General features: G+C 69.3%; 21 protein-coding genes. 9 read left to right on the forward strand and 12 right to left on the reverse strand.

The features are described 5' to 3' along the window. Positions 1-130 precede the first annotated feature (130 nt). Together ACWGI2_RS26990 and ACWGI2_RS26995 are read right to left on the reverse strand one after the other, a co-directional pair. Entirely contained in the window at positions 131-583 is a 453-nt protein-coding gene (locus ACWGI2_RS26990; RefSeq protein WP_453698099.1) for an N-acetyltransferase family protein, read from the reverse strand. 64 nt (positions 584-647) lie between these two features. Continuing rightward, complete coding sequence (locus tag ACWGI2_RS26995; protein ID WP_453396712.1) at positions 648-1,106, reverse strand: MarR family winged helix-turn-helix transcriptional regulator; 459 nt, start codon at positions 1,104-1,106, stop codon at positions 648-650. Between the two features lie 141 nt (positions 1,107-1,247). Here ACWGI2_RS26995 and ACWGI2_RS27000 point away from each other — a divergent pair, with 141 nt between their 5' ends. Next, the gene (locus ACWGI2_RS27000; RefSeq protein ID WP_453396711.1) at positions 1,248-2,456 is read left to right on the forward strand and encodes an MFS transporter; all 1,209 of its coding nucleotides are present in this window, start codon (positions 1,248-1,250) and stop codon (positions 2,454-2,456) included. A 46-nt stretch (positions 2,457-2,502) separates the two neighbouring features. Beyond that, positions 2,503-2,928, forward strand: a complete 426-nt coding sequence (locus ACWGI2_RS27005) for a GlcG/HbpS family heme-binding protein (RefSeq protein WP_453698101.1) — start codon at positions 2,503-2,505, stop codon at positions 2,926-2,928. Positions 2,929-3,027: 99 nt separating this feature from the next. On the opposite strand, the gene ACWGI2_RS27010 is transcribed toward ACWGI2_RS27005, so the two are convergent. Continuing rightward, on the reverse strand, positions 3,028-3,897 hold the full coding sequence (locus tag ACWGI2_RS27010; protein ID WP_453698102.1) for a GNAT family N-acetyltransferase: 870 nt from the start codon (positions 3,895-3,897) through the stop codon (positions 3,028-3,030). 5 nt (positions 3,898-3,902) lie between these two features. Continuing rightward, entirely contained in the window at positions 3,903-4,454 is a 552-nt protein-coding gene (locus ACWGI2_RS27015; RefSeq protein WP_453396708.1) for a DUF2269 domain-containing protein, read from the reverse strand. A gap of 76 nt (positions 4,455-4,530) precedes the next feature. Between ACWGI2_RS27015 and ACWGI2_RS27020 the strand changes: the two genes are divergently transcribed. Continuing rightward, positions 4,531-5,163 (forward strand): HAD family hydrolase, encoded by a 633-nt coding sequence (locus ACWGI2_RS27020; protein ID WP_453396707.1) that lies wholly within the window; start codon positions 4,531-4,533, stop codon positions 5,161-5,163. A gap of 394 nt (positions 5,164-5,557) precedes the next feature. Next, a complete protein-coding gene (locus tag ACWGI2_RS27025; RefSeq protein ID WP_453698104.1) occupies positions 5,558-7,159 on the forward strand; it encodes a globin domain-containing protein in 1,602 nt (533 codons plus the stop codon). Between the two features lie 42 nt (positions 7,160-7,201). Here ACWGI2_RS27025 and ACWGI2_RS27030 read toward each other — a convergent pair whose 3' ends face one another. The 5 genes from ACWGI2_RS27030 to ACWGI2_RS27050 all read right to left on the reverse strand — a co-directional run bounded on the left by ACWGI2_RS27030 (position 7,202) and on the right by ACWGI2_RS27050 (position 10,964). Then, positions 7,202-7,684: an NUDIX domain-containing protein gene (locus tag ACWGI2_RS27030; RefSeq protein WP_453396705.1), complete on the reverse strand. Its 483-nt coding sequence runs from the start codon at positions 7,682-7,684 to the stop codon at positions 7,202-7,204. A 59-nt stretch (positions 7,685-7,743) separates the two neighbouring features. After that, on the reverse strand, positions 7,744-8,649 hold the full coding sequence (locus ACWGI2_RS27035) for a LysR family transcriptional regulator (protein ID WP_453698105.1): 906 nt from the start codon (positions 8,647-8,649) through the stop codon (positions 7,744-7,746). Between the two features lie 225 nt (positions 8,650-8,874). Continuing rightward, complete coding sequence (locus tag ACWGI2_RS27040; protein ID WP_453698106.1) at positions 8,875-10,080, reverse strand: cystathionine gamma-lyase; 1,206 nt, start codon at positions 10,078-10,080, stop codon at positions 8,875-8,877. Then, entirely contained in the window at positions 10,077-10,574 is a 498-nt protein-coding gene (locus ACWGI2_RS27045; protein ID WP_453698108.1) for a low molecular weight protein-tyrosine-phosphatase, read from the reverse strand. The genes ACWGI2_RS27040 and ACWGI2_RS27045 overlap by 4 nt, the downstream gene beginning before the upstream one ends. 9 nt (positions 10,575-10,583) lie before the next feature. Further along, positions 10,584-10,964: a phage holin family protein gene (locus ACWGI2_RS27050; protein WP_160506070.1), complete on the reverse strand. Its 381-nt coding sequence runs from the start codon at positions 10,962-10,964 to the stop codon at positions 10,584-10,586. A 71-nt stretch (positions 10,965-11,035) separates the two neighbouring features. On the opposite strand from ACWGI2_RS27050, the gene ACWGI2_RS27055 reads away from it, so the two are divergent. The 4 genes from ACWGI2_RS27055 (at position 11,036) to ACWGI2_RS27070 (ending at position 13,320) form a co-directional block, all read left to right on the forward strand. Continuing rightward, entirely contained in the window at positions 11,036-11,353 is a 318-nt protein-coding gene (locus ACWGI2_RS27055) for a cupin domain-containing protein (RefSeq protein ID WP_160506069.1), read from the forward strand. A 190-nt stretch (positions 11,354-11,543) separates the two neighbouring features. After that, entirely contained in the window at positions 11,544-11,765 is a 222-nt protein-coding gene (locus tag ACWGI2_RS27060) for a DUF5326 family protein (RefSeq protein WP_453698109.1), read from the forward strand. A gap of 288 nt (positions 11,766-12,053) precedes the next feature. Beyond that, a complete protein-coding gene (locus ACWGI2_RS27065) occupies positions 12,054-12,779 on the forward strand; it encodes an IclR family transcriptional regulator (RefSeq protein ID WP_453397130.1) in 726 nt (241 codons plus the stop codon). 103 nt (positions 12,780-12,882) lie between these two features. Beyond that, positions 12,883-13,320 (forward strand): SsgA family sporulation/cell division regulator, encoded by a 438-nt coding sequence (locus ACWGI2_RS27070; RefSeq protein ID WP_453396701.1) that lies wholly within the window; start codon positions 12,883-12,885, stop codon positions 13,318-13,320. Between the two features lie 97 nt (positions 13,321-13,417). Here the strand turns inward: ACWGI2_RS27070 and ACWGI2_RS27075 are convergent, their stop codons facing one another. Beyond that, positions 13,418-14,812, reverse strand: coding sequence for a YibE/F family protein (locus ACWGI2_RS27075; RefSeq protein ID WP_453698110.1), 1,395 nt, complete (start codon positions 14,810-14,812; stop codon positions 13,418-13,420). A 218-nt stretch (positions 14,813-15,030) separates the two neighbouring features. Here ACWGI2_RS27075 and thiC point away from each other — a divergent pair, with 218 nt between their 5' ends. Then, on the forward strand, positions 15,031-16,812 hold the full coding sequence (gene thiC / locus ACWGI2_RS27080; RefSeq protein ID WP_453396699.1) for a phosphomethylpyrimidine synthase ThiC: 1,782 nt from the start codon (positions 15,031-15,033) through the stop codon (positions 16,810-16,812). Positions 16,813-16,895: 83 nt separating this feature from the next. Here the strand turns inward: thiC and ACWGI2_RS27085 are convergent, their stop codons facing one another. Then, positions 16,896-17,771 carry a hypothetical protein gene (locus tag ACWGI2_RS27085; RefSeq protein WP_453396698.1) on the reverse strand — a complete coding sequence of 292 codons (876 nt, stop codon included), beginning with the start codon at positions 17,769-17,771 and terminating at the stop codon, positions 16,896-16,898. A 181-nt stretch (positions 17,772-17,952) separates the two neighbouring features. Further along, a complete protein-coding gene (locus ACWGI2_RS27090) occupies positions 17,953-19,053 on the reverse strand; it encodes a metallophosphoesterase (protein WP_453698303.1) in 1,101 nt (366 codons plus the stop codon). Positions 19,054-19,288 lie beyond the last annotated feature (235 nt).

The following is a 19,288-nucleotide window of genomic DNA, read 5'->3' on the forward strand; positions in this document are numbered from 1 at the left end:
GGGGGGGCCCGGGGTGGGCGGGGCGGGGGACGCTCTTTTTGCGGAACCCCCCGCCTCCCCTGGGGGGGGGCCGCTCTTTTACACTCTAAACACCCCACGCCCCCACCCGTGCGATACATCAACGGCAGCTTCAGAGCTGCAGCTTGAACCCCACATGCGATGCCGTGAATCCGAGCCGCTCGTAGAAGCGGCGGGCATCGGTGCGAGTGGCATCAGAGGTCAGCTGCACCAACTGGCAGCCCTGGCGCCGGGATTCATCGACGGCCCACTCGATGAAGCGGGTTCCGAGGCCGCTGCCGCGCTCGTCGGCGTGGACGCGCACGCCCTCGATGATCGACCGAAGCGCTCCCTTCCGGGACAGGCCCGGAACGATCGTGAGCTGCAGCGTGCCGACGACGCGTCCCTCGCGCACGGCGACGACCTGGTGCTGGTTCGGGTCCGCGGCGAGGCGTTCGAACGCGGTGAGGTACGGGGTGAGGTCGTCCGGCGACTCACGCGTGCTGCCCAGGGGGTCGTCGGCGAGCATCTCCACGATGGCAGGGATGTCGTCGGCGACCGCCGGGCGTATCTCAAGATCTCCCATGAGACGCAGCCTATGCAGCGACCTGCCTTTCGGGCAGGGGAGGCCATCACTCGATCCATAGGATCTATGCCGGGACCCGCACCGCTTCCACGGCCCTCACCAGCGGTGCCAGCTCCGGGTTCAGTGCCGCCTCGTCGAGCGCCTCGCGCAGCGCTGCGTCGTTGGTGGGGCGCGCCTCGGCGAGGAGTGCGGTGCCCGACTCGCTGACGTCCGTGTAGATGCCGCGGCGGTCGGTGGGGCACAGGTAGCGGGACAGCAGCCCGCGGTCCTCCAGTCGCGTGACCAGGCGCGTGGTGGCGCTCTGGCTGAGTACGACGGCGTCGGCGACCTGCTTCATCTGCAGATGCCCGCCCTCCCCGTCGTGCTGGCGGCTGAGGACGTCCAGCAGGGAGTACTCGCGCACGCTCAGGCCGTGCTTGGCCTGCAGGGCGCGCTCGATGTGGGTCTCGATCTTCCCGTGGAGCAGGGAGAGCGTGCACCAGCCCTGCGCAAGGGCGGTCAGTGCGGGGTCCGTCGCTGTCATGGCTCTTGTTCCTCCGTCCCGGAGCTGCTGAGGACCAGGGTAGTCCACCGATGCAATATCCGGCGGTTGCAAGTAACCCGCGTGTGCAACTATTGTGGACGCAAGCTAAGCGCACCTGCAATCGTCTTGGAAGGTAGAACCATGCCTCTCGCGCTACTGGCCCTCGCGATCGGGGCCTTCGGAATCGGGACCACAGAGTTCGTGATCATGGGACTGCTCCCTGAGGTCGCGGGTGACTTCGGCGTTTCCATCCCCACGGCCGGTCTCCTCGTGACCGGCTACGCACTCGGCGTCGTGCTCGGCGCTCCCCTGATGACCGTCCTCGGCACCCGTATCTCGCGCAAGCGGATGCTGATGCTGCTCATGGGCCTGTTCATCGCGGGCAACCTGCTCTCCGCCGTGGCCCCGGTCTTCGGCGTCATGCTGGCGGGCCGCGTCGTCGCCTCGCTCGCCCACGGCGCCTTCTTCGGCATCGGCTCGGTCGTCGCGGCCGAACTGGTCGCGCCGGAGAAGAAGGCCGGAGCCATCGCCATGATGTTCACAGGCCTGACCGTGGCCAACGTGGTCGGTGTGCCGCTCGGCACGCTCGTCGGGCAGACCCTCGGCTGGCGCACCACCTTCGCCATCGTCGCGGGCCTCGGCGTCATCGGCCTGGCCGGTATCGCCAAGCTCGTTCCCGACCTGCCCAAGCCCGAGGGCGTACGGCTGCGCCACGAGCTTGCCGCGTTCCGCAATGTCCAGGTGCTGCTCGCCATGGCGATGACGATCCTCGGCTTCGGCGGCGTCTTCGCGGCCGTCACCTACCTCGCGCCGATGATGACGGACGTCGCCGGCTACGCGGACTCCTCCGTGACCTGGCTTCTCGTCCTCTTCGGCCTCGGCATGGTCGCGGGCAACCTGATCGGCGGAAAGTTCGCGGACCGAGCCCTGATGCCGCTGCTCTACATCTCGCTGAGCTCGCTGGCCGTCGTGCTCGCCCTCTTCACCCTCACCGCGCACAACAAGATCGCGGCAGCCGTGACCATCACGCTGATCGGTGCCCTGGGCTTCGCCACCGTGCCGCCGCTGCAGAAGAGGGTGCTCGACCAGGCCTCCGGCGCGCCCACGCTCGCCTCGGCCATGAACATCGGCGCCTTCAACCTCGGCAACGCGCTCTCGGCCTGGCTCGGCGGCCTCGTGATCTCCGCGGGCCTCGGCTACACCGCCCCGAACTGGGTGGGCGCGGTCCTCGCGGGCTCGGCGCTCCTCCTGGCTGTCGTCTCGGCCACGCTCGAGCGCCGCTCGGCCGCTCCCAGCCGGGTCGTCGCGGGCATGGCCCCTGTCGAGCAGGCGACGCCCGTCCACCACTGACCCCTTCAGCCCCCCTCATGAGCACCACCGCACAAGGAGAAACCCCATGAGCACCACCACCCCCGCCGTCGCCCCGCTGACCACGCAGGACGCCGAGGTACTCGTCACCGCGGCCCGCCGCGCGGCCGAAGCGGCGGATGTCACGGTCAGCGTCACCGTCCTCGACGCGGGCGGCCACTTGCTCGCCTTCCGGCGTGATGACCGGGCCGTACTGATCTCCGGCGAGACCAGCACCCGTAAGGCGTACACGGCGCTCCAGCTCAACGCCCCGACCGCCGACCTCGTCGACCTGGTCAAGCCCGACGGTCCCTTCCACACCCTGCCCACCGCTCTCGACCGGCCGCTCCTCTTCATCGCCGGTGGCGTCCCGGTCCACCGTGACGGCCGTCTGATCGGCTCCATCGGCGTCGGCGGCGGAGCGCCCGAGCAGGACCACGGGTTCGCCACGGCGGCCGTGGAGGCCCTCGCGTAGTACGGCATCGCTGGTACGACACCACGCGAGGGCATGACAGAGGCCCGCCTCCAACCGCTGGGAACCATCCGGTGGTTGGGGGCGGGCCTCTGTGTGCGCTCAGCCGGCCGCGACCGTCAGCGGCGCGAAGCGGCGGGTCCAGTCGCCGGGCAGCTCGGGGATGCCGTACGTCATCACGGCGTTGAAGGCGACCGGCTCGAGGCCGCGCTCCTTCACCCAGGCGAGCAGCTCTTCGTGACGTACGTCGATGTCGGTGCGCAGCGGGCGGTCTGATGCCGCGGCGAGCGAGGCGATCAGAGCCTTCGCCGTCTCCGTGTCCCGGGCGATCAGGGGCCCGATGACATGGGTCTCCATGTTCGGCCAGGCGCCCGCGTAGCCCGTGATGGTGCCGTCCTCCTCCGCGACCCGCAGCTGGTCGACGAAGGCGGGGAGCCGGGTGAGTACGTGCGTGCGGTCGAGGCCGAAGACCTCGGTGTCGAGCCGGACGATCGCGGGCAGGTCCTCCGCGGTCGCAGGCCGGGTGGCGACGTCTGTCAGTGGGCCGCCGGGGGTGAACCGGCCGCGGACCATCTCGGCGCGGCCGGTGGTCTTGAAGCCGAGCTCCTCATAGAGGGGGCGGCCGTTCGGCGTCGCGTGGAGGGTGAGCGGGGTGGTGCCCGCGCCCTCGATGACGTACCGCGTCAGGCGGCGGCCGAGACCCTTGCGGGCGTGCCGCTCGGCGACGAGGACCATGCCGATCGCTCCGAGGCCTGGGCTCCCATAGGGCCCGTACTCGGTCATCACGCAGGCGGCGATGAGGCCGTTGCCGTCGGGGTCGTCGATGCCGTAGCCCGTACCGGCCGAGAGCAGTAGCCCCCATTTGTGGTCCTCGCGTGGCCAGCCTCGATCCTGCGACAGGTCGGCGCAGGCGGTGAGGTCACGCAGGGTCAGCTGGCGGATGGGCAGGGCGGAGAGGGAAGGTGTCGACACTCGGCTCAGGCTGTCTGACGCATGACCTTGGCGTCCACCGGTTTGTGGGCAGAACCACGTCGGTTTTGGCCACGTTGCTTCCGGCCACGGCGGGTCAGGCCCCAGGGCTTGAGCACCGAGATGACCGTCATGAAGAGATAGGCGCTCAGGGAGACGATGGGTCCGGCGATCAGACCGGTCGGATCCGTCACCGGGTCTCCCGCGGACACGGTGGCGACCGTGTCGTTGATGCCCGGACGCAGCGCGAACGCCGAAGCGGCGGTGGTGGCCAGTGTCAGCCAGAACTTCGTGTAGACCCAGCGGTGCCTGGCGAGTCCCCAAGGAGTTCCGAGGGACAGCAGCAGACCGCTCAGCAGGGTGAGCAGTGCGAGCGGCAGCACCAGCCAGTCCGCGAAGAGCTTCATGGAGCGGGCGGCGGCCTCGGTGACCGAGGCCGAATCCGTGGTGATGGCCGCGAAGGCAAGCGCGAGCAGGCCGAGCGTGAGCCCGAGCCAGCCTGCGGCGGCGGTGACATGGACGACGAGGGTGGCCCGGCGAGCGGGGCGGCTTAGTTTCACGTGAAACACGGTGCCGGGACCGGCGGCCGAGGGCGTCTGACAGCGGGAGTAACCGCGGGTACTAGCCTCGGCGTACATGGCACGCCTTCACCTCTTCGACCTGGACGGAACGCTGCTGCACGGCACGGCGGCTCCCGTGGAGATCTCGCGCCAGCTCGGCCTCGATGCCGAGATCGCGGAGCTGGAACGGGAATTCGTGGCGCAGCGGATCGACTCGCCCCAGTACGCGGCTCGGGTGCACTCCCTGTGGGCGGACCTCACGGACACGCAGGTCACAGCGGCTTTCGAAGGGGCGCCGTGGCTGATGGGGATCCGGGAGACGTGGGCCGAGATCCGGGAAGGCGGCGACTACTGCGCGGTGATCTCGCTGTCGCCGTCGTTCTTCGTGGAGCGGCTGCTCGGCTGGGGCGCGCATGCCGCGCACGGGTCGCGTTTCCCCGCCGTGCCGTTCACCGAGCCGGTGAATCCGACGGGCATTCTCAATGCTGCGGCCAAGGTGAAGATCGCGGACCGGCTCTGTGAAGAGTTCGGGGTGGGGCGGTCCGATTGCGTCGCTTATGGCGACTCGCTCTCGGACCTGGAGCTGTTCGGAGCGGTGCCTGTTTCGGTCGCTGTCAATGCGGATCAGCGGCTGGTCGGGCTCGCTACCCACTCTTATGTCGGGCGTGATCTGCGTAAGGCGTATGAATTGGTGCGCGGCGCCCGGTAATTGGGGCAATTGGCAGGCGCCGGTCGCTGAATTCCTGGTGAAGGGCGGTGGGACTTGTGCGCCGGACGGCTGCCGGTATGGTCGAGTCCGGTTCGCGCCGGGTGCGTCTCAGCGCACCCCTGGGGGGCGCGGGCGGAGGTCAACGCAGCCTAACGGGGCGAAGAGATCGAAGACCTGAACTTTCCGTTATGCGACCGGCGTGACGGAGAGGAGTGGGACGCTGCGGTGAGATGACTGCGGGCAATGTCACATTTGATACCTACTTGTCCGTAGGGTCCGGTAATCCGAGGTTCAATGTGGCCACATTGGCTGCCGAGGCAGAGCGGGGAAAGTAAGCGGCTTCCTTCAAGGAAGTGCACGGACCGACTGAGAGATGTTCGAGGCGAGGCACAGCATGGACGCTCCGACCACCACGTCGGCGGGCAACGGTACTTCCGGCGACAACGGCGGTGGAGGCGGCTGGTTCACCCCACGGAAGGCGCCGAAGCCGTCGGAGGGCGGCGAGCAGCCGACACGTCCCGAGGGCGGTGAGCCCGAGGCGACCGAGGGACGCAGGGTGTCCGCCATACGTCCGGTGGGCAGGCCCGGCCCGGCCGGCTCCGAACCGGAGGCCCCGCACACGCCCGAAGCGCCGGAGGCCCGCCCCGCGCCCGAACCCGAGCGCGCGGCCGAGGAACGAATACCGGCAGCCCGGCAAGCAGCAGCACCGGCGCCCGCTCAGACGGCACCTCAGGCCGCACCGCAGAGCGCAGCTCAGGCGGCACCGCAGAGCGCGCCTCAGGCCGCCCCCGCCCCACATCCCGAGCCGCACCCTCAGCCGCACCCCCAGCCGCACTCCGAGCGCGTGCCGGAACCACGGAAGCCCTCCCCGACGGTCTCCCCCACGGGTTCCCCCGACGCGCTGCGCGTCCAGCGCACGATGGCTGAAATCGGCCCCGTCGCCGACAAGGTCACCTCGTACTTCTACGCGCTGCTCTTCACCCGGCACCCCGACCTGCGCCCCCTGTTCCCTGCCGCGATGGACACCCAGCGCGACCGGCTGCTCAAGGCGCTGCTGACCGCGGCCGAGCACATCGACCACGCCGACGTACTCACCGCGTATCTGAAGAACCTCGGGCGTGGGCACCGCAAGTACGGCACCCGGCCCGAGCACTATCCGGCCGTCGGCGAGTGCCTGATCGGCTCGCTCAGCCGGTACGCGAGCGCGATCTGGGACGAGGAGACCGAGGCCGCCTGGGTCCGGACGTACACGACGATCTCCCAGATCATGATCGACGCGGCGGCCGCGGATGAACTGCGCGCCCCCGCCTGGTGGTTCGCCGAGGTCGTCTCGCACGACCTCAGGACGCCCGACATCGCTGTCGTCACCGTCCGCCCCGACCAGCCCTATCCCTTCCTCGCAGGCCAGTACACGAGCCTGGAGACGCCCTGGTGGCCGCGGATCTGGCGGCACTACTCGTTCGCTTCGGCGCCGCGCTCCGACGGACTGCTCTCGTTCCACGTGAAGGCCGTCCCCGCAGGCTGGGTCTCCAACGCCCTGGTGCACCACGCCCGTCCCGGCGACGTCCTGCGCCTCGGCGCGCCCGCCGGTTCGATGACCGTCGACCACACCACCGACAGCGGATTGCTCTGTCTGGGCGGCGGCACCGGCATCGCCCCCATCAAGGCGCTCGTCGAGGACGTCGCCGAGCACGGCGAGCGGCGGCCGGTCGAGGTCTTCTACGGCGCCCGCACCGACCACGACCTGTACGACATCGACACGATGCTGCGCCTCCAGCAGACCCACCCCTGGCTCTCGGTCCGCCCGATCGTCGACGGCCGTGCCCAATTGCCGGACGCCGTGCGCGAGTACGGCCCCTGGAACGAGTACGACGCCTACCTCTCGGGCCCGCCCGGCATGATCCGCAGCGGCGTCGACGCGCTGCGGGACGTCGGCATCCCGGCAGGACGCATCCGCCACGACTCCGTGGAGGAACTGGTCGCCGCGGGCGATTAGCCCCAGCTCAGGGACGTGCGTCCAGCCAGTTCAGGGCCGCGACTAGCCCAGATCAGGGGCGTGCATCGCACGTACGCCTTCGATGTTGCCGTCCAGGTAGTGCCGCAGCGACAGCGGTACGAGATGGACCGAGGCGATCCCGACCCGGGTGAAGGGCACGTGGACGATCTCGTACTCGCCGCACGGCTCCTCCATCTCGGGGCCGTGCCGTAGCGAGAGGTCCATGGACTCCAGGCGGCAGACGAAGAAGTGCTGGACTTTGACGCCGGTCGCGCCACCGTCCTCGCCGATGTGCTCGACGGTGTCCACGAAGCAGGGCACCACGTCGGAGATCTTGGCGCCGAGTTCCTCGTGCACCTCACGATGGAGCGCGTCGACGACGGTCGCGTCCTCCGGCTCCACACCGCCACCAGGGGTGAGCCAGTAAGGATCGACGCCGGGCTTGGTCCGCTTGATCAGGATCAGGTCGTCGCCATCGAGCAGGACGGCGCGTGCGGTGCGCTTGACCACGGGTCGGACGGTCATGGGAGGAATGTGGCCCGGACTGTTCCACGTGAAACATCGTGAACCAGCCGGAGTCCCGCTCAAGCCCAGTCGACGGCAGCACGCTGCAGCCACTCGTGCGCCCGCGCGATGTGCGGCATCGCGAGCGTGCCGGTGCGTACGACGAGGAAATACGTGCGCAGAGGCGGCACCGCCGGGTCCAGCAGGGCTACGACCTCGCCACTCTTCAATGCGGGCGCACAGAGATAGCGCGGCAGCACGGCGAGTCCTGCCCCGGTGGCGACGCAGGCGAGCACCGCTCGCAGGTCCGGCACAATGACGGTGCCCGATGCGGCCGGACGGGTGTCGAAGACGGTGGCCCAGTAGCGGGCGACCAGCGGCAGCGACTCGTGCACCTCCACTACAGGGAGGTTCTCCAGCGCCGGCGCGCCCTTGCGGCGGAGCTTGCCGGGGCCGATGCGGGCCGCCCAGCGCCGGCTCGCGACCAGGACGTGCTCCTCGTCGCACAGCGGTGTCGCGGTGAGCAGCGCCCCGCGTGGCCTTGCGGTGGCGATGGCCAGGTCGTGATGCCCGGCGGAAAGCCCTTCAAGGACCTCCTCCGCGTTGCCGAACGAGGCCCGCAGCGCGAAACCCTGTCCGTCCTGCCCGGTCAGCGTGGTGAGGGCGGGTAACGCACGGGCCGCGGTGAACTCCGGAGGCCCCGCGAGGTGGAGGGTGCGTACCGAAGAGTCCTCTTCGAGCCCTGTCTCGGCGATCTCCACCAGGGCGTCGAGATGCGGCGCGGCCTTGTGAGCGAGCTCGTCCCCGATGGTCGTGGGGGTCACGCCGCGCGCCTGCCGCAGGAACAGGGGGCGGCCCAGCTGCCGTTCAAGGGTCCGTATCTGCGAGGTGACGGCGGGCTGGGACAGGCCGAGCAGGGCTGCCGCGCGCGTGAAGGAACCGGCCCGGTGCACGGTCACGAACGTGCGCAGCAGGGCCAGATCCACGGCGGTGCCCTCCCCTCCCGGCCCTCGGGCCGCGCCCAACTATAAATATGTCGATAGGACTCTGTCGCTACTGTGATTGGACACTGACACAGAGTCAACTAGCCTTGTTCGCGCGGTTCTTCGCGCGCAGAACCGGAACGGTCCGAGCCACGAGGGGGGAGGCTCGGACCGTTCGTTGTGCGTAGCGCGGTACTAGCCGGGAGCGGTCCCACGCACCCGGGGCTCTCAGCCCGCCGACTCGTCCAGGGCGCGCAGCACGTCCGCCACCAGGTCTTCGGGGTCCTCGGACCCGGCGGAGAGGCGGACGAAGCCCTCCGCGACGGCGTCCCCGCCCCAGCGGCCACGCCGCTCCGCGGTGGAACGCACGCCGCCGAAACTCGTCGCGTCGTCCACCAGACGCAGCGCATCGAGGAAACGGTCGGCCTGCGCGCGTGAGGGCAGCGTGAAGGAGACCACGCACCCGAAGCGCCGCATCTGCTGCGAGGCGATCTTGTACGACGGGTCGTCGGGCAGCCCCGGATAGCGGAGCCCGGTCACCTCACCGCGGGCGCGCAGCGCCTCGGCCAAAGCCAGGGCGTTGGCGTTCTGACGCTCGGCGCGCAGCTGGAGCGTGGCGAGCGAGCGGTGCGCCAGCCAGGCCTCCATCGGACCGGGGATGGCCCCGACGATCTTGCGCCAGCGCCGCACGGAGGCGGTCAACTCGGCGTCGCGGCAGGCGACGTACCCAAGGAGGATGTCGCCGTGGCCGGTCAGCATCTTGGTGCCGCTGGCCACGGAGAAGTCCGCGCCGAGTTCGAGGGGGCGCTGGCCGAGCGGTGTGGCCAGGGTGTTGTCGACCGCAACGAGGGCTCCACGCGCGTGTGCCGCCTCGGCGAGGCGCCGCACGTCGCACACGTCGAGGCCCGGGTTCGACGGCGTCTCGATCCACAGCAGCTTGGCGCCGTCCAGGACGTCGAGCTGGGCATCGCCGCCGGTCGGGGCGGTGCGCACCTCGATGCCGTACGCGGTGAGCTGCTCCCTGACCAGGGGCAGCGCCTGATAGCCGTCGTCCGGCAGGACCACTGCGTCACCGGCGCGCAGCTGCGAGAAGAGCACCGCCGAGATGGCGGCCATCCCGGAGGCGAAGACCAGGGTCTCGACATCCGCGCCGACGGCCTCGCCCCCGCCGTCATCGGGCGCTTCGAGCTCGCCGATGGCCTGCTCGAGAAGCGTCCACGTCGGGTTGTCGTCCCGGCCGTAGGTGTACGGCCCGGTGGGATCGCCCGGCAGGTGGAAGTGTGCGGCGAACACCGGTCCCGGAAGGGTCGGCTCGTGCTTCACCGGCTCGGGGAGACCGGCGCGCACGGCTCTCGTGCCGTCGCCCGTACCGGTGCCTGTTCCCGCGCCGGTACCTGCGCCGCTACCTGCGGCTATCGCTGCGGAGTCCGTCATGCCGCCCGCCCTTCACTTGCTTCGCGTACGGCGTCGAGCAGGCCGTCGCTCGCCGCCTCCACCATTCTCAGGCACGTGTCGAACCCGTCGTCGTCCCCGTAGTACGGGTCGGGGACGTCCAGGTCGCCGAGGTCGGCGGCGACGGGATCGTACGAGCGCAGCAGCCGCACCTTGTCCGCGTCGGTCGGCGTGGGCGCGAGGCGGCGCAGGGTCCGGTGGTGGCCGGAGTCCAGGGCGATCACCAGGTCGAGCCGGGAGAACCAGGAGACCTGGAAACGGCGCGCCACGTGCTCGCTCTCATAGCCTGCCGCCGCCAGGACGGAGACGGTGCGCGGATCGGCGCCGTCCCCCTCGTGCCAGCCGTCGGTGCCCGCGCTGTCCACGCGTACGAGGCCGCCGAGTCCGGCCTCCTCGACCCGGGCGCGGAAGACGGACGCGGCCATGGGGGACCGGCAGATGTTGCCGGTGCAGACGAAGCACACGGAGAAGGCCATGGGGCGGGATCAGTCCTTGTCGTCGGGCAGGACGACGTTCATCGCCCAGGACACGACCGAGATGATCAGGCCGCCCAGGACGGCCGTCCAGAACCCCTCGACGTGGAAGCTCACGTCGAGCTTGTCGGCCAGCCACGACGTGAGCAGCAGCATCAGGGCGTTGACCACGAGCGTGATCAGGCCGAGGGTCAGGATGAACAGCGGGAAGGTGAGCACCTTCACGACCGGCTTGACCAGGAAGTTCACCAGGCCGAAGAGCAGTGCGACGACGATCAGCGTGAGCGTCTTCTTGCCCGTGCTGTCGCCGGTCAGCGTGATCTTGTCGAGGAGCCACACGGCGACGGCCAGGGCCGCCGCGTTGGCGATCGTCTTGACTACGAAATTCTTCATGTGTCTGATCGTTGCAGACGGACGGCCAGAGCGGTCGGACCGCTGGCTGGGGCAAGGGGCGTACGAGGACGATGAAGGCATTCCGGCTGGATGAACTGGAGACCGAGCGCGCCGCGAACGACGGCGCGTATCTGCAGTTTCTGCGCGAGCGGAACATGTCGGTCGGGCTGTACGCGCTCGACGCCGGGGAGTCCGATCCGCAGCAGCCTCACCAGCAGGACGAGGTCTACATGATCGTCAGCGGCCGGGCGTCGATCACGGTCGGCATGGAGACCACCCAAGTCGCGCGCGGCAGCGTGGTGTACGTGCCGGCCGGGGTGGCCCACAAGTTCCACCACATCAGCGAGGACCTGCGGGTGCTCGTCGTCTTCTCGCCGCCGGAGGGCTGAGCCCCGCGTCGCGGGGCACCTTGGAGGGCTGATCCTCTACGCCGCAGGGCTGACTTATCGGGGCTGCGACCTCGGGGTTCCCTAGGGGACGGATCAGGGGAGGACAAGGGATGCGAGGCCCCCGTCGGGCCCTCCGCCGCCCTAGCATCGAATGCAAGAAGTAGGACAGATGCGGAGAGAGGTAAGGACGATGGCTGCGCAGGAGATCTTCTCGGGATTGCCGTGGTGGGTGAAGTGGATCGCGGTGCCGGTCATCGCCCTGGTCGTGTTCGGCGGTTTGATAGCGACCGTTGTGGGATTCGTGGTCGGCCTGCTGTTCAAGGTACTGATTTTCGTCGCCTTGGTGGGTGGACTCATCTACGTCGTACGGAAGTTCATATCCGGCTCGACCTCTTCGCGCAGCGATTGGTGACTTCTCGCAACAGTTCCCTCGGGTGGGGGAAGTTTCCTGGTGCGGCGCCTTAGACCGGTGGCCAACGGTTAGAGTCCGAAAACCGACGCGGGGCGAGCCCCGCGCACGGGCGCACTGCGCTCCCACCCGTGTATCCCCGGGCACGGGCGGAACCCCCACGCGTTTCGGGAGTGAACCTTGGCCTCGGTTGACGCCACACCCGCCGACATCTCGTCCAACAACCCTTCGTACGCGGCGTCGCCGACTGCCTCGGCTACAACTGCCGTCCCGCCGACCCTCATTGGGTCGGTGCAGCGGGCGATGCGTCTGCTGGAGGCCGCCTCCGCGCATCAGGAAGGGGCGCCCGCCAAGCAGTTGGCCCGGGAGGCCGGGCTCGCCCTGCCCACGGCGTATCACCTGCTGCGCACGCTGACCCACGAGGGCTATCTGCGCCGGGACAAGGGCGTGTTCGTGCTCGGCGAGGCGGCCGAGCGGCTGGGTGCGAGCGGGGCGCAGCAGAATCGTCGCGGCATGATCGACGAGGCCCTGGAGCACTGGCGCGACGCCATCGGCGTACCGGTCTACTTCGCCGTCTACCGCGAGGGCGAGATCGAGGTCGTGGCCGTCGCGGACACGCCGGGGAATCCGGCGGTGGAGGAGTGGGCGGACTTCCGCGAGACCGGACACGCCCATGCGATCGGGCAATGTCTGCTTGCCCAACTCGACGACGAACAGCGGCAGGACCACCTCTCCCGCTATCCGGTGCAGTCGATCACCCGGTACTCGGTCCGTGACGACCGGAGTTTCAACCGCCGCCTGGACGGGATGGGCCGGATGAAGCCCGTGGTGGAGCGGCAGGAGTACGCGTTGGGCACGGTCTGCGCCGCGATTCCGATCACCGCGGGCGACACGGCGGCCACGATGGCGATTTCCGTCCCGGCCTATCAGGCGGACCGACTGCTCCCCGCCGCGCGGCAGTTGCAGAGTGAGATCGGAAAGCTACTAGGGACACTTGCTTTCTCTATCAGCATCTGAAAACTCACTCCTTGTGATCTGATGTGTACGTTAAGCAAGATGCCATGAGTGTCAGGGAGTTGGTTCCTGGCCAGTCGAGCTTTAGCGACGGGGTAGGCGGGCGATGCACGAGTCGGTCCAGGCAGAGGTCATGATGAGCTTCCTAGTTTCCGAGGAGTTGTCGTTTCGCATCCCGGTGGAGCTGCGTTATGAAACCGGCGATCCCTACGCCGTCCGGCTGACCTTCCACCTCCCCGGAGACGCCCCGGTGACCTGGGCCTTCGGGCGTGAGCTGCTGGTCGACGGGGTGGGCGGGGCGTGCGGTGACGGGGACGTGCACATCGCCCCCACCGATCCCGAGCTGCTCGACGAGGTGCTCATCCGGCTTCAGGTGGGCACGGACCAGGCGCTGTTCCGGGTGGGGATTCCGCCGCTGCTCGCTTTCCTCGACCGTACGGACAGGCTGGTTCCGCTGGGGCAGGAGCGGGCGCTCGCCGACTTCGAGACGCACCTGGACGAGGCGCTCGACCGGATCCTCGCCGAGGAGCAGAGCGCGGGCTGACCTCCGCGAGCCAAGAGGCGCAGCCGTACGGCAGATTGGTGCATTTCGTGGCATCGGCCGCTCAGGTCCTTGCGGCGCCACCCTCGGTATCCGCCGCTCAGGCCTTGCGGCGCCGCCCCTTGCCGCCGCGGCTCTGCTTGGCGGCGGGGGTGACACCGCTTCCGGCGCCGCTGCCGGGCCCGGTCGCGGTCCCCGGTCGGCCCGCCGGGGTCGAGCGGTCGGCCGAGACCACCAGGGCGGCGAGCGCGGTCGTCACCGGTACCGACGCGACCAGGCCGATCGAGCCCACCAGCGTGCGCACGATCTCCTCGGCCACCAGCTCGCTGTTGGCCACCGTGCCCACGCTGCTCTGGGCGATCGAGAAGAGCAGAAGGAGGGGCAGCGCGGCGCCCGCGTAGGCCAGGACGAGGGTGTTGACGACCGAGGCGATGTGGTCGCGGCCGATACGGATGGCGGCGCCGTACAGACCGCGCCAGCCCATCGTCGGGTTGGCCTGGTGCAGTTCCCAGACCGCGGACGTCTGCGTCACGGTCACGTCGTCGAGCACGCCGAGCGAGCCGATGATGACGCCGGCGAGCAGTAGACCGCTCATGTCGATGTCCGGGTACAGGCCGTGGATCAGGCCGGTGTTGTCGTCCGTGTTGCCGGTCAGCGAGGCCCAGCCGATGAAGAGCGAGCCGAGGAGGCCGATGAGGAGCAGCGAGATCAGCGTGCCGAGGACCGCGACCGACGTACGCGCCGTGAGGCCGTGGCACAGATAGAGCGCGATCAGCATGATGGCGCTGGCCCCGATCACCGCCACGACCAGCGGGTTCGAGCCCTGAAGGATCGCGGGCAGGATGAAGAGCGTCAGGACCAGGAAGCTCAGCGCCAGCGCGACCAGGGCCATGACGCCGCGCAGCCGGCCCACCACGACGACGGCGAGCGCGAAGATCCCGGCGAGCAGCGCCATCGGGAACTTCCGGTCCACGTCGATGACCGAGTACTGCAGCGCGTCGGGCGCCGTGGGCTCGTAGGCGACCACCACCTCCTGGCCCTGCTTCAACTGCCGCGGCGAGTCCGGCTGGACGATCTCGGTGAACGTGCGGCCCTTGTCCTTGCCGCTGGTCACCTTGACCGTCGCCTTCCCGCAGGTGCCCTTCGCGCGGGACTCCGCGGACTGGCCCTCTGCGGTGGAGGTGTCGCCGTTGGGCGGGGGCTGCGAGGCGTCGTTCACGTCCTTGCAGGGCAGTTCCTCCAGCTTCGTCACCTCGGCCGACTGCGTCTGCCGGTCGAAGCCGACTCCGGTGCGCTCGTGGCCCGGTGCGCCACCGGGCCAGAACACCGCGAGCCCCACGACCACCGCGGTGGCGAAAGGAATCAGCACGGCGGCGATGACCTTGCGCAGATGCTTGGAGACGGGCGCGGCCGGACCGTGGCTGTGGGAGTGCCCGTGCGGGTCCGGGGGGCGGTTCGGGACGGGCGGCTGGGACGGCGGCTGTGTCGAGGTCACTGCCCGATCATCGCAAGAACGGAGGGGGCCCTCTGTTCAGCGCGCCCGACATGACGCTAGCGTGGAGCCACCTTTGCAATCGCGGGAGCTCGGAGCACCGGGCTGAGAGGGCGCTGACCTCCGTACGAATCGGCACAAGAGTGCACGAACAGTACGGAATCCGCTGCGTCGACCGCCGAACCTGTTACCGGGTAATGCCGGCGTAGGGAGTAGGTCTCATGACCACATCGGACGCACGCACGCCTGCCTCGACGCAGAACCAGAGCGACGAGGCCGGGAAGTCCATCGGCTGGCACAAGGCGTATGTCGAGGGTTCACGCCCCGACCTGCGGGTGCCGGTCCGACAGGTGCACCTCACCAACGGCAAGGCCGTGACCCTGTACGACACTTCGGGGCCGTACACCGACGAGTCCATCGACACTGACGTCCGCAGGGGCCTCGCGCCGCTGCGCGAGAACTGGATCATCGCCCGCGGCGACACCGAGGAGTACGTGGGCCGCCCGCCCCGCCCCGAGGACGACGGCATCAAGCACACCTCGCCCCGCGGCGGCCTGAAGAACCTCGACGCGGTCTTCCCCGGCCGCCCGCGCCAGCCGCGCCGGGGCCGCGACGGCCAGGCGGTGACGCAGCTCGCGTACGCCCGCCGTGGCGAGATCACGCCCGAGATGGAGTTCATCGGGATCCGCGAGAACCTCGACCCCGAGGTCGTGCGCGCGGAGGTCGCGGCGGGCCGCGCGGTCATCCCCGCCAATGTCAACCACCCGGAGATCGAGCCGATGATCATCGGCAAGAAGTTCCTGGTGAAGGTGAACGCCAACATCGGCAACTCCGCGGTGACCTCCTCCATCGAGGAGGAGGTGGACAAGATGACCTGGGCGACCAAGTGGGGCGCCGACACGGTCATGGACCTGTCCACCGGGCGCAACATCCACACGACCCGCGAGTGGGTCCTGCGCAACTCCCCCGTGCCCATCGGCACCGTGCCGCTCTACCAGGCCCTGGAGAAGGTCGACGGCCAGGCCGAGGCGCTGACCTGGGAGATCTACAAGGACACGGTCATCGAGCAGGCCGAACAGGGCGTGGACTACATGACGGTGCACGCGGGCGTGCGCCTTCCGTACGTCCCGCTGACCGCCAACCGCAAGACCGGCATCGTCTCGCGCGGCGGCTCGATCATGGCGGCCTGGTGCCTCGCCCACCACAAGGAGAGCTTCCTCTACGAGAACTTCGAGGAGCTCTGCGAGATCCTCGCGTCGTACGACGTGACGTACTCCCTCGGCGACGGTCTGCGCCCCGGTTCGATCGCGGACGCCAACGACGAGGCGCAGTTCGCCGAGTTGCGCACCCTCGGGGAACTCAACACGATCGCCAAGCGTCATAACGTACAGACGATGATCGAGGGCCCGGGCCACGTCCCGATGCACAAGATCAAGGAGAACATCGACCTCCAGCAGGAGATCTGCGAAGAGGCGCCGTTCTACACCCTCGGCCCGCTGACCACCGACATCGCGCCCGCGTACGACCACATCACCTCCGGCATCGGCGCCGCGATGATCGGCTGGTGGGGCACGGCGATGCTCTGCTACGTCACGCCCAAGGAGCACCTGGGCCTGCCCAACCGCGACGACGTGAAGACCGGCGTCATCACGTACAAGATCGCGGCCCACGCTGCGGACCTCGCCAAGGGGCACCCGGGCGCACAGGACTGGGACGACGCGCTCTCGGACGCACGCTTCGAGTTCCGCTGGGAGGACCAGTTCAACCTGGCCCTCGACCCGGTCACGGCACGGGAGTTCCACGACGAGACGCTGCCCGCGGAGCCCGCGAAGACGGCGCACTTCTGCTCGATGTGCGGGCCGAAGTTCTGCTCGATGAAGATCTCGCACGACATCCGGCGTGAGCACGGCGGCACGCAGGAGGAGATCGCGGCGGGCATGGACCAGAAGTCCAAGGAGTTCGCGGCAGCGGGAAACCGCGTGTACCTGCCCATCGCGGACTGAGGCATGGTTCCCATCGCCGACTGAGGCATGGTCCGCGCCGCGCTTCGGGCGGGCATCGCGCCCGCCCGAAGCAGCGTCGCGTACTACTCCGGCTTGTGGTCGGGACCGCCGAAGTCCGGGCTTGAGAAGTCCGGACTCGAGAAGCTCGGGCGCGGTCCCGCCGCGGGGCCGCCGTCCGGGCTGCTGAATCCAGGCCTGTTGTAGCCGAGCTGGGGCATGCGGCCGCCCGGGTCCGTCGACGGTGTACGAGCCGCGTGCGCCGCCCCCGGATCCGCGAGCGCCTCCCGCAGGAACGGCAGGACGCCGCGCTCCATGAGTGCCTCGCCCCAGGCTTCCCTGGCGCGAACCACCTCCTCGTTCCGTTCTCCGTACGAACCGGCCTGGAGCGACGTGGCGCCGTTGCGCAGGGCGGTCAGGAGCAGGCCGATCGCGGCGATCAGGATGCCCCCTGCGGTGAGCGCGCCGAACAGCCACCCCGCGGTGAGCAGGGTTTCCGCGAAGGCGGGCTCGGGGTTGAGCATCTTCAGGATGTAGCCCACGAGCAGGAAGATCGCGGCGGCCGCCCCGGCGAGGACCGGTGCGAGCACCGCGACGACGGCGATGGCCCCCGCCCCTGAAGCCTGGGTGGTGACCTCCCCCATCGTGGTGGCGAGACCGATGCCGCCGGAGCCGGCTTCCGCCGGACCCTCGCTGCTCCGCTCCCGGATCGATGGTGCGGCAGATCCGCTTTCGCGCAGTTCTTCGCGGACCTTCACATAGTGCGTGTACTCGGTCGTGGCGGCGGCAGTGATCAGCGCAGTGGCGTTCAGGGCCATGGTGCGCAGCTGCTCGGGATTGAGCCGCTCGCCCATTGCGGCGAGATCAGGTCGATTCGGTGCCGTGCGCAGCGCCTCATTGAGGATCCGCTCGTACTCGGGGCGGTCCTCGTTGAGCAGGTGTGGAGCGCTGTTCATGTGCATCCCCCGATGCTCCGTAGGGCTTGGGGCTCGCATGGCTACGAGCCGTCGGGCAGAAACGGAGGGGAGCCTGCTACGGATAAGCCGATGGTAGAGCCGTGAAGGCACGCGGTGACAGGGGGTTTCCGGAAATAGGCCCCTTGGCCAGCGTGATCGTGTAGAGGTGCACCTGCCCAGCGAACGCTCAGTTATCCAGGGGCAGTTGGCAGACCAGCAGTTTTCCGGCCATGGTCACGCCGCCGTCCATGGCGATGGCCAGGCCGCCTGCGTAGATGTGCGGCCCCTCGATGACCGGACCGCCCCCGTCCGAGTCATCCTCGGAGCCGACGTCACCGAGCAGATACGGGATGGGGCTGTGGCCATGCACGATGCGGTGGCCGCCGTACATGTCGAGGAGTTCGCGTACGGCGGAGGGGCCCGACTCGTCGCGGAAGGCGAAGCGCTTGGTGAACTTCCGGAAGAGGTCCCAGCACTCGTCGGCGTCGTTGCGTGTGAGGGTCTCGCGGACCGTGTCGTTCACGGCTTCGATCGAGTCGCCGTAATCCAGATAGGCGGTTGTGTCGGAGTGCATCAGGAGATGCCCGTCCTCCGCCTCGATCGCGTCGAGGCGGGCCATCCACTGCAGATGGTGGTCCTCGAGGCGCTCCATGTCGGTCTTCTGGCCGCCGTTCAGGAGCCAGGCGGCCTGAAAGGTGGCCGTACCGGCGCCCGAGTTGACCGGGGTGTCGCCGAACCGCTTGGCGCCCAGGAGGAGCAGCTCGTGGTTGCCCATGAGCGCCTTGCAGTAGCCGCCTGCGGCCGCGGCCTGCGCGGAAAGCCGCATCACGAGGTCGATGACGCCGATGCCGTCCGGGCCGCGGTCGGTGAAGTCGCCGAGGAACCACAGGCGCGCGTTGCCCGCGGACCAGTCCCCCTCGGCGTCGATGAGGCCCTGCTCCTGGAGCGCCGCGAGCAGCTCGTCCAGATAGCCGTGCACATCGCCCACCACGAACAGCGGGCCGTGCTCGTCGGACGCCGGCGCCTGTGGAGGCTCGGGCATGGCCTGCACCTCCACTTGCACGGTGTCGCCGCGGTTGATGACGGGCAGGTCGCGCTGGGTGGGGGTGTAGCCGTCGTCCAGCGTTCCGGGGGCCTCCCCGGGGGCGCTTGGAACCGCCACGCCCGCCGGATCCCCCTGGACCGGACCGGTCTCATGGACGTACGCCGGAACGCGGAAGTCGCGCAACGTCGCCGTCCGCACATCGGGTCCCTGACCGGCCCCCTGAGTCATCGACCCCTCCACCACCATTGCGCCGCATCTGCACCGAGATCGGACTGCTTGGTCGCAGCGGCCCGCGGTGTCGTCCGCCCATCATAGGAATGCGGCTCGCGCTGTGTGGTGCACCAGGGGTGGTGAATCGGTGCGGAACCCCAGTTCACCGAGGTTTTCTCCCGAATTGGGTAGGGGTTTCCCCCCAGGCCACGACCGGGATGTGCCAGGCAGTGTTGGTTGACGGCTGGTCGGCAGCCGGTCGACGGCC

The sequence above is a fragment of the Streptomyces sp. NPDC054866 genome (assembly GCF_053610745.1).

Bases quoted from the DNA above. Each gene is read 5' to 3' on its own strand.
- ACWGI2_RS26990 (WP_453698099.1), bottom strand. From the start codon at position 583: ATGGGAGATCTTGAGATACGCCCGGCGGTCGCCGACGACATCCCTGCC.
- thiC (WP_453396699.1), top strand. From the start codon at position 15,031: ATGACCACATCGGACGCACGCACGCCTGCCTCGACGCAGAACCAGAGC.
- ACWGI2_RS27040 (WP_453698106.1), bottom strand. From the start codon at position 10,080: ATGACGGACTCCGCAGCGATAGCCGCAGGTAGCGGCGCAGGTACCGGC.
- ACWGI2_RS27005 (WP_453698101.1), top strand. From the start codon at position 2,503: ATGAGCACCACCACCCCCGCCGTCGCCCCGCTGACCACGCAGGACGCC.
- ACWGI2_RS27085 (WP_453396698.1), bottom strand. From the start codon at position 17,771: ATGCACATGAACAGCGCTCCACACCTGCTCAACGAGGACCGCCCCGAG.
- ACWGI2_RS27055 (WP_160506069.1), top strand. From the start codon at position 11,036: ATGAAGGCATTCCGGCTGGATGAACTGGAGACCGAGCGCGCCGCGAAC.
- ACWGI2_RS27060 (WP_453698109.1), top strand. From the start codon at position 11,544: ATGGCTGCGCAGGAGATCTTCTCGGGATTGCCGTGGTGGGTGAAGTGG.
- ACWGI2_RS27020 (WP_453396707.1), top strand. From the start codon at position 4,531: ATGGCACGCCTTCACCTCTTCGACCTGGACGGAACGCTGCTGCACGGC.
- ACWGI2_RS27030 (WP_453396705.1), bottom strand. From the start codon at position 7,684: ATGACCGTCCGACCCGTGGTCAAGCGCACCGCACGCGCCGTCCTGCTC.
- ACWGI2_RS27000 (WP_453396711.1), top strand. From the start codon at position 1,248: ATGCCTCTCGCGCTACTGGCCCTCGCGATCGGGGCCTTCGGAATCGGG.
- ACWGI2_RS27045 (WP_453698108.1), bottom strand. From the start codon at position 10,574: ATGGCCTTCTCCGTGTGCTTCGTCTGCACCGGCAACATCTGCCGGTCC.
- ACWGI2_RS26995 (WP_453396712.1), bottom strand. From the start codon at position 1,106: ATGACAGCGACGGACCCCGCACTGACCGCCCTTGCGCAGGGCTGGTGC.
- ACWGI2_RS27050 (WP_160506070.1), bottom strand. From the start codon at position 10,964: ATGAAGAATTTCGTAGTCAAGACGATCGCCAACGCGGCGGCCCTGGCC.
- ACWGI2_RS27025 (WP_453698104.1), top strand. From the start codon at position 5,558: ATGGACGCTCCGACCACCACGTCGGCGGGCAACGGTACTTCCGGCGAC.
- ACWGI2_RS27070 (WP_453396701.1), top strand. From the start codon at position 12,883: ATGCACGAGTCGGTCCAGGCAGAGGTCATGATGAGCTTCCTAGTTTCC.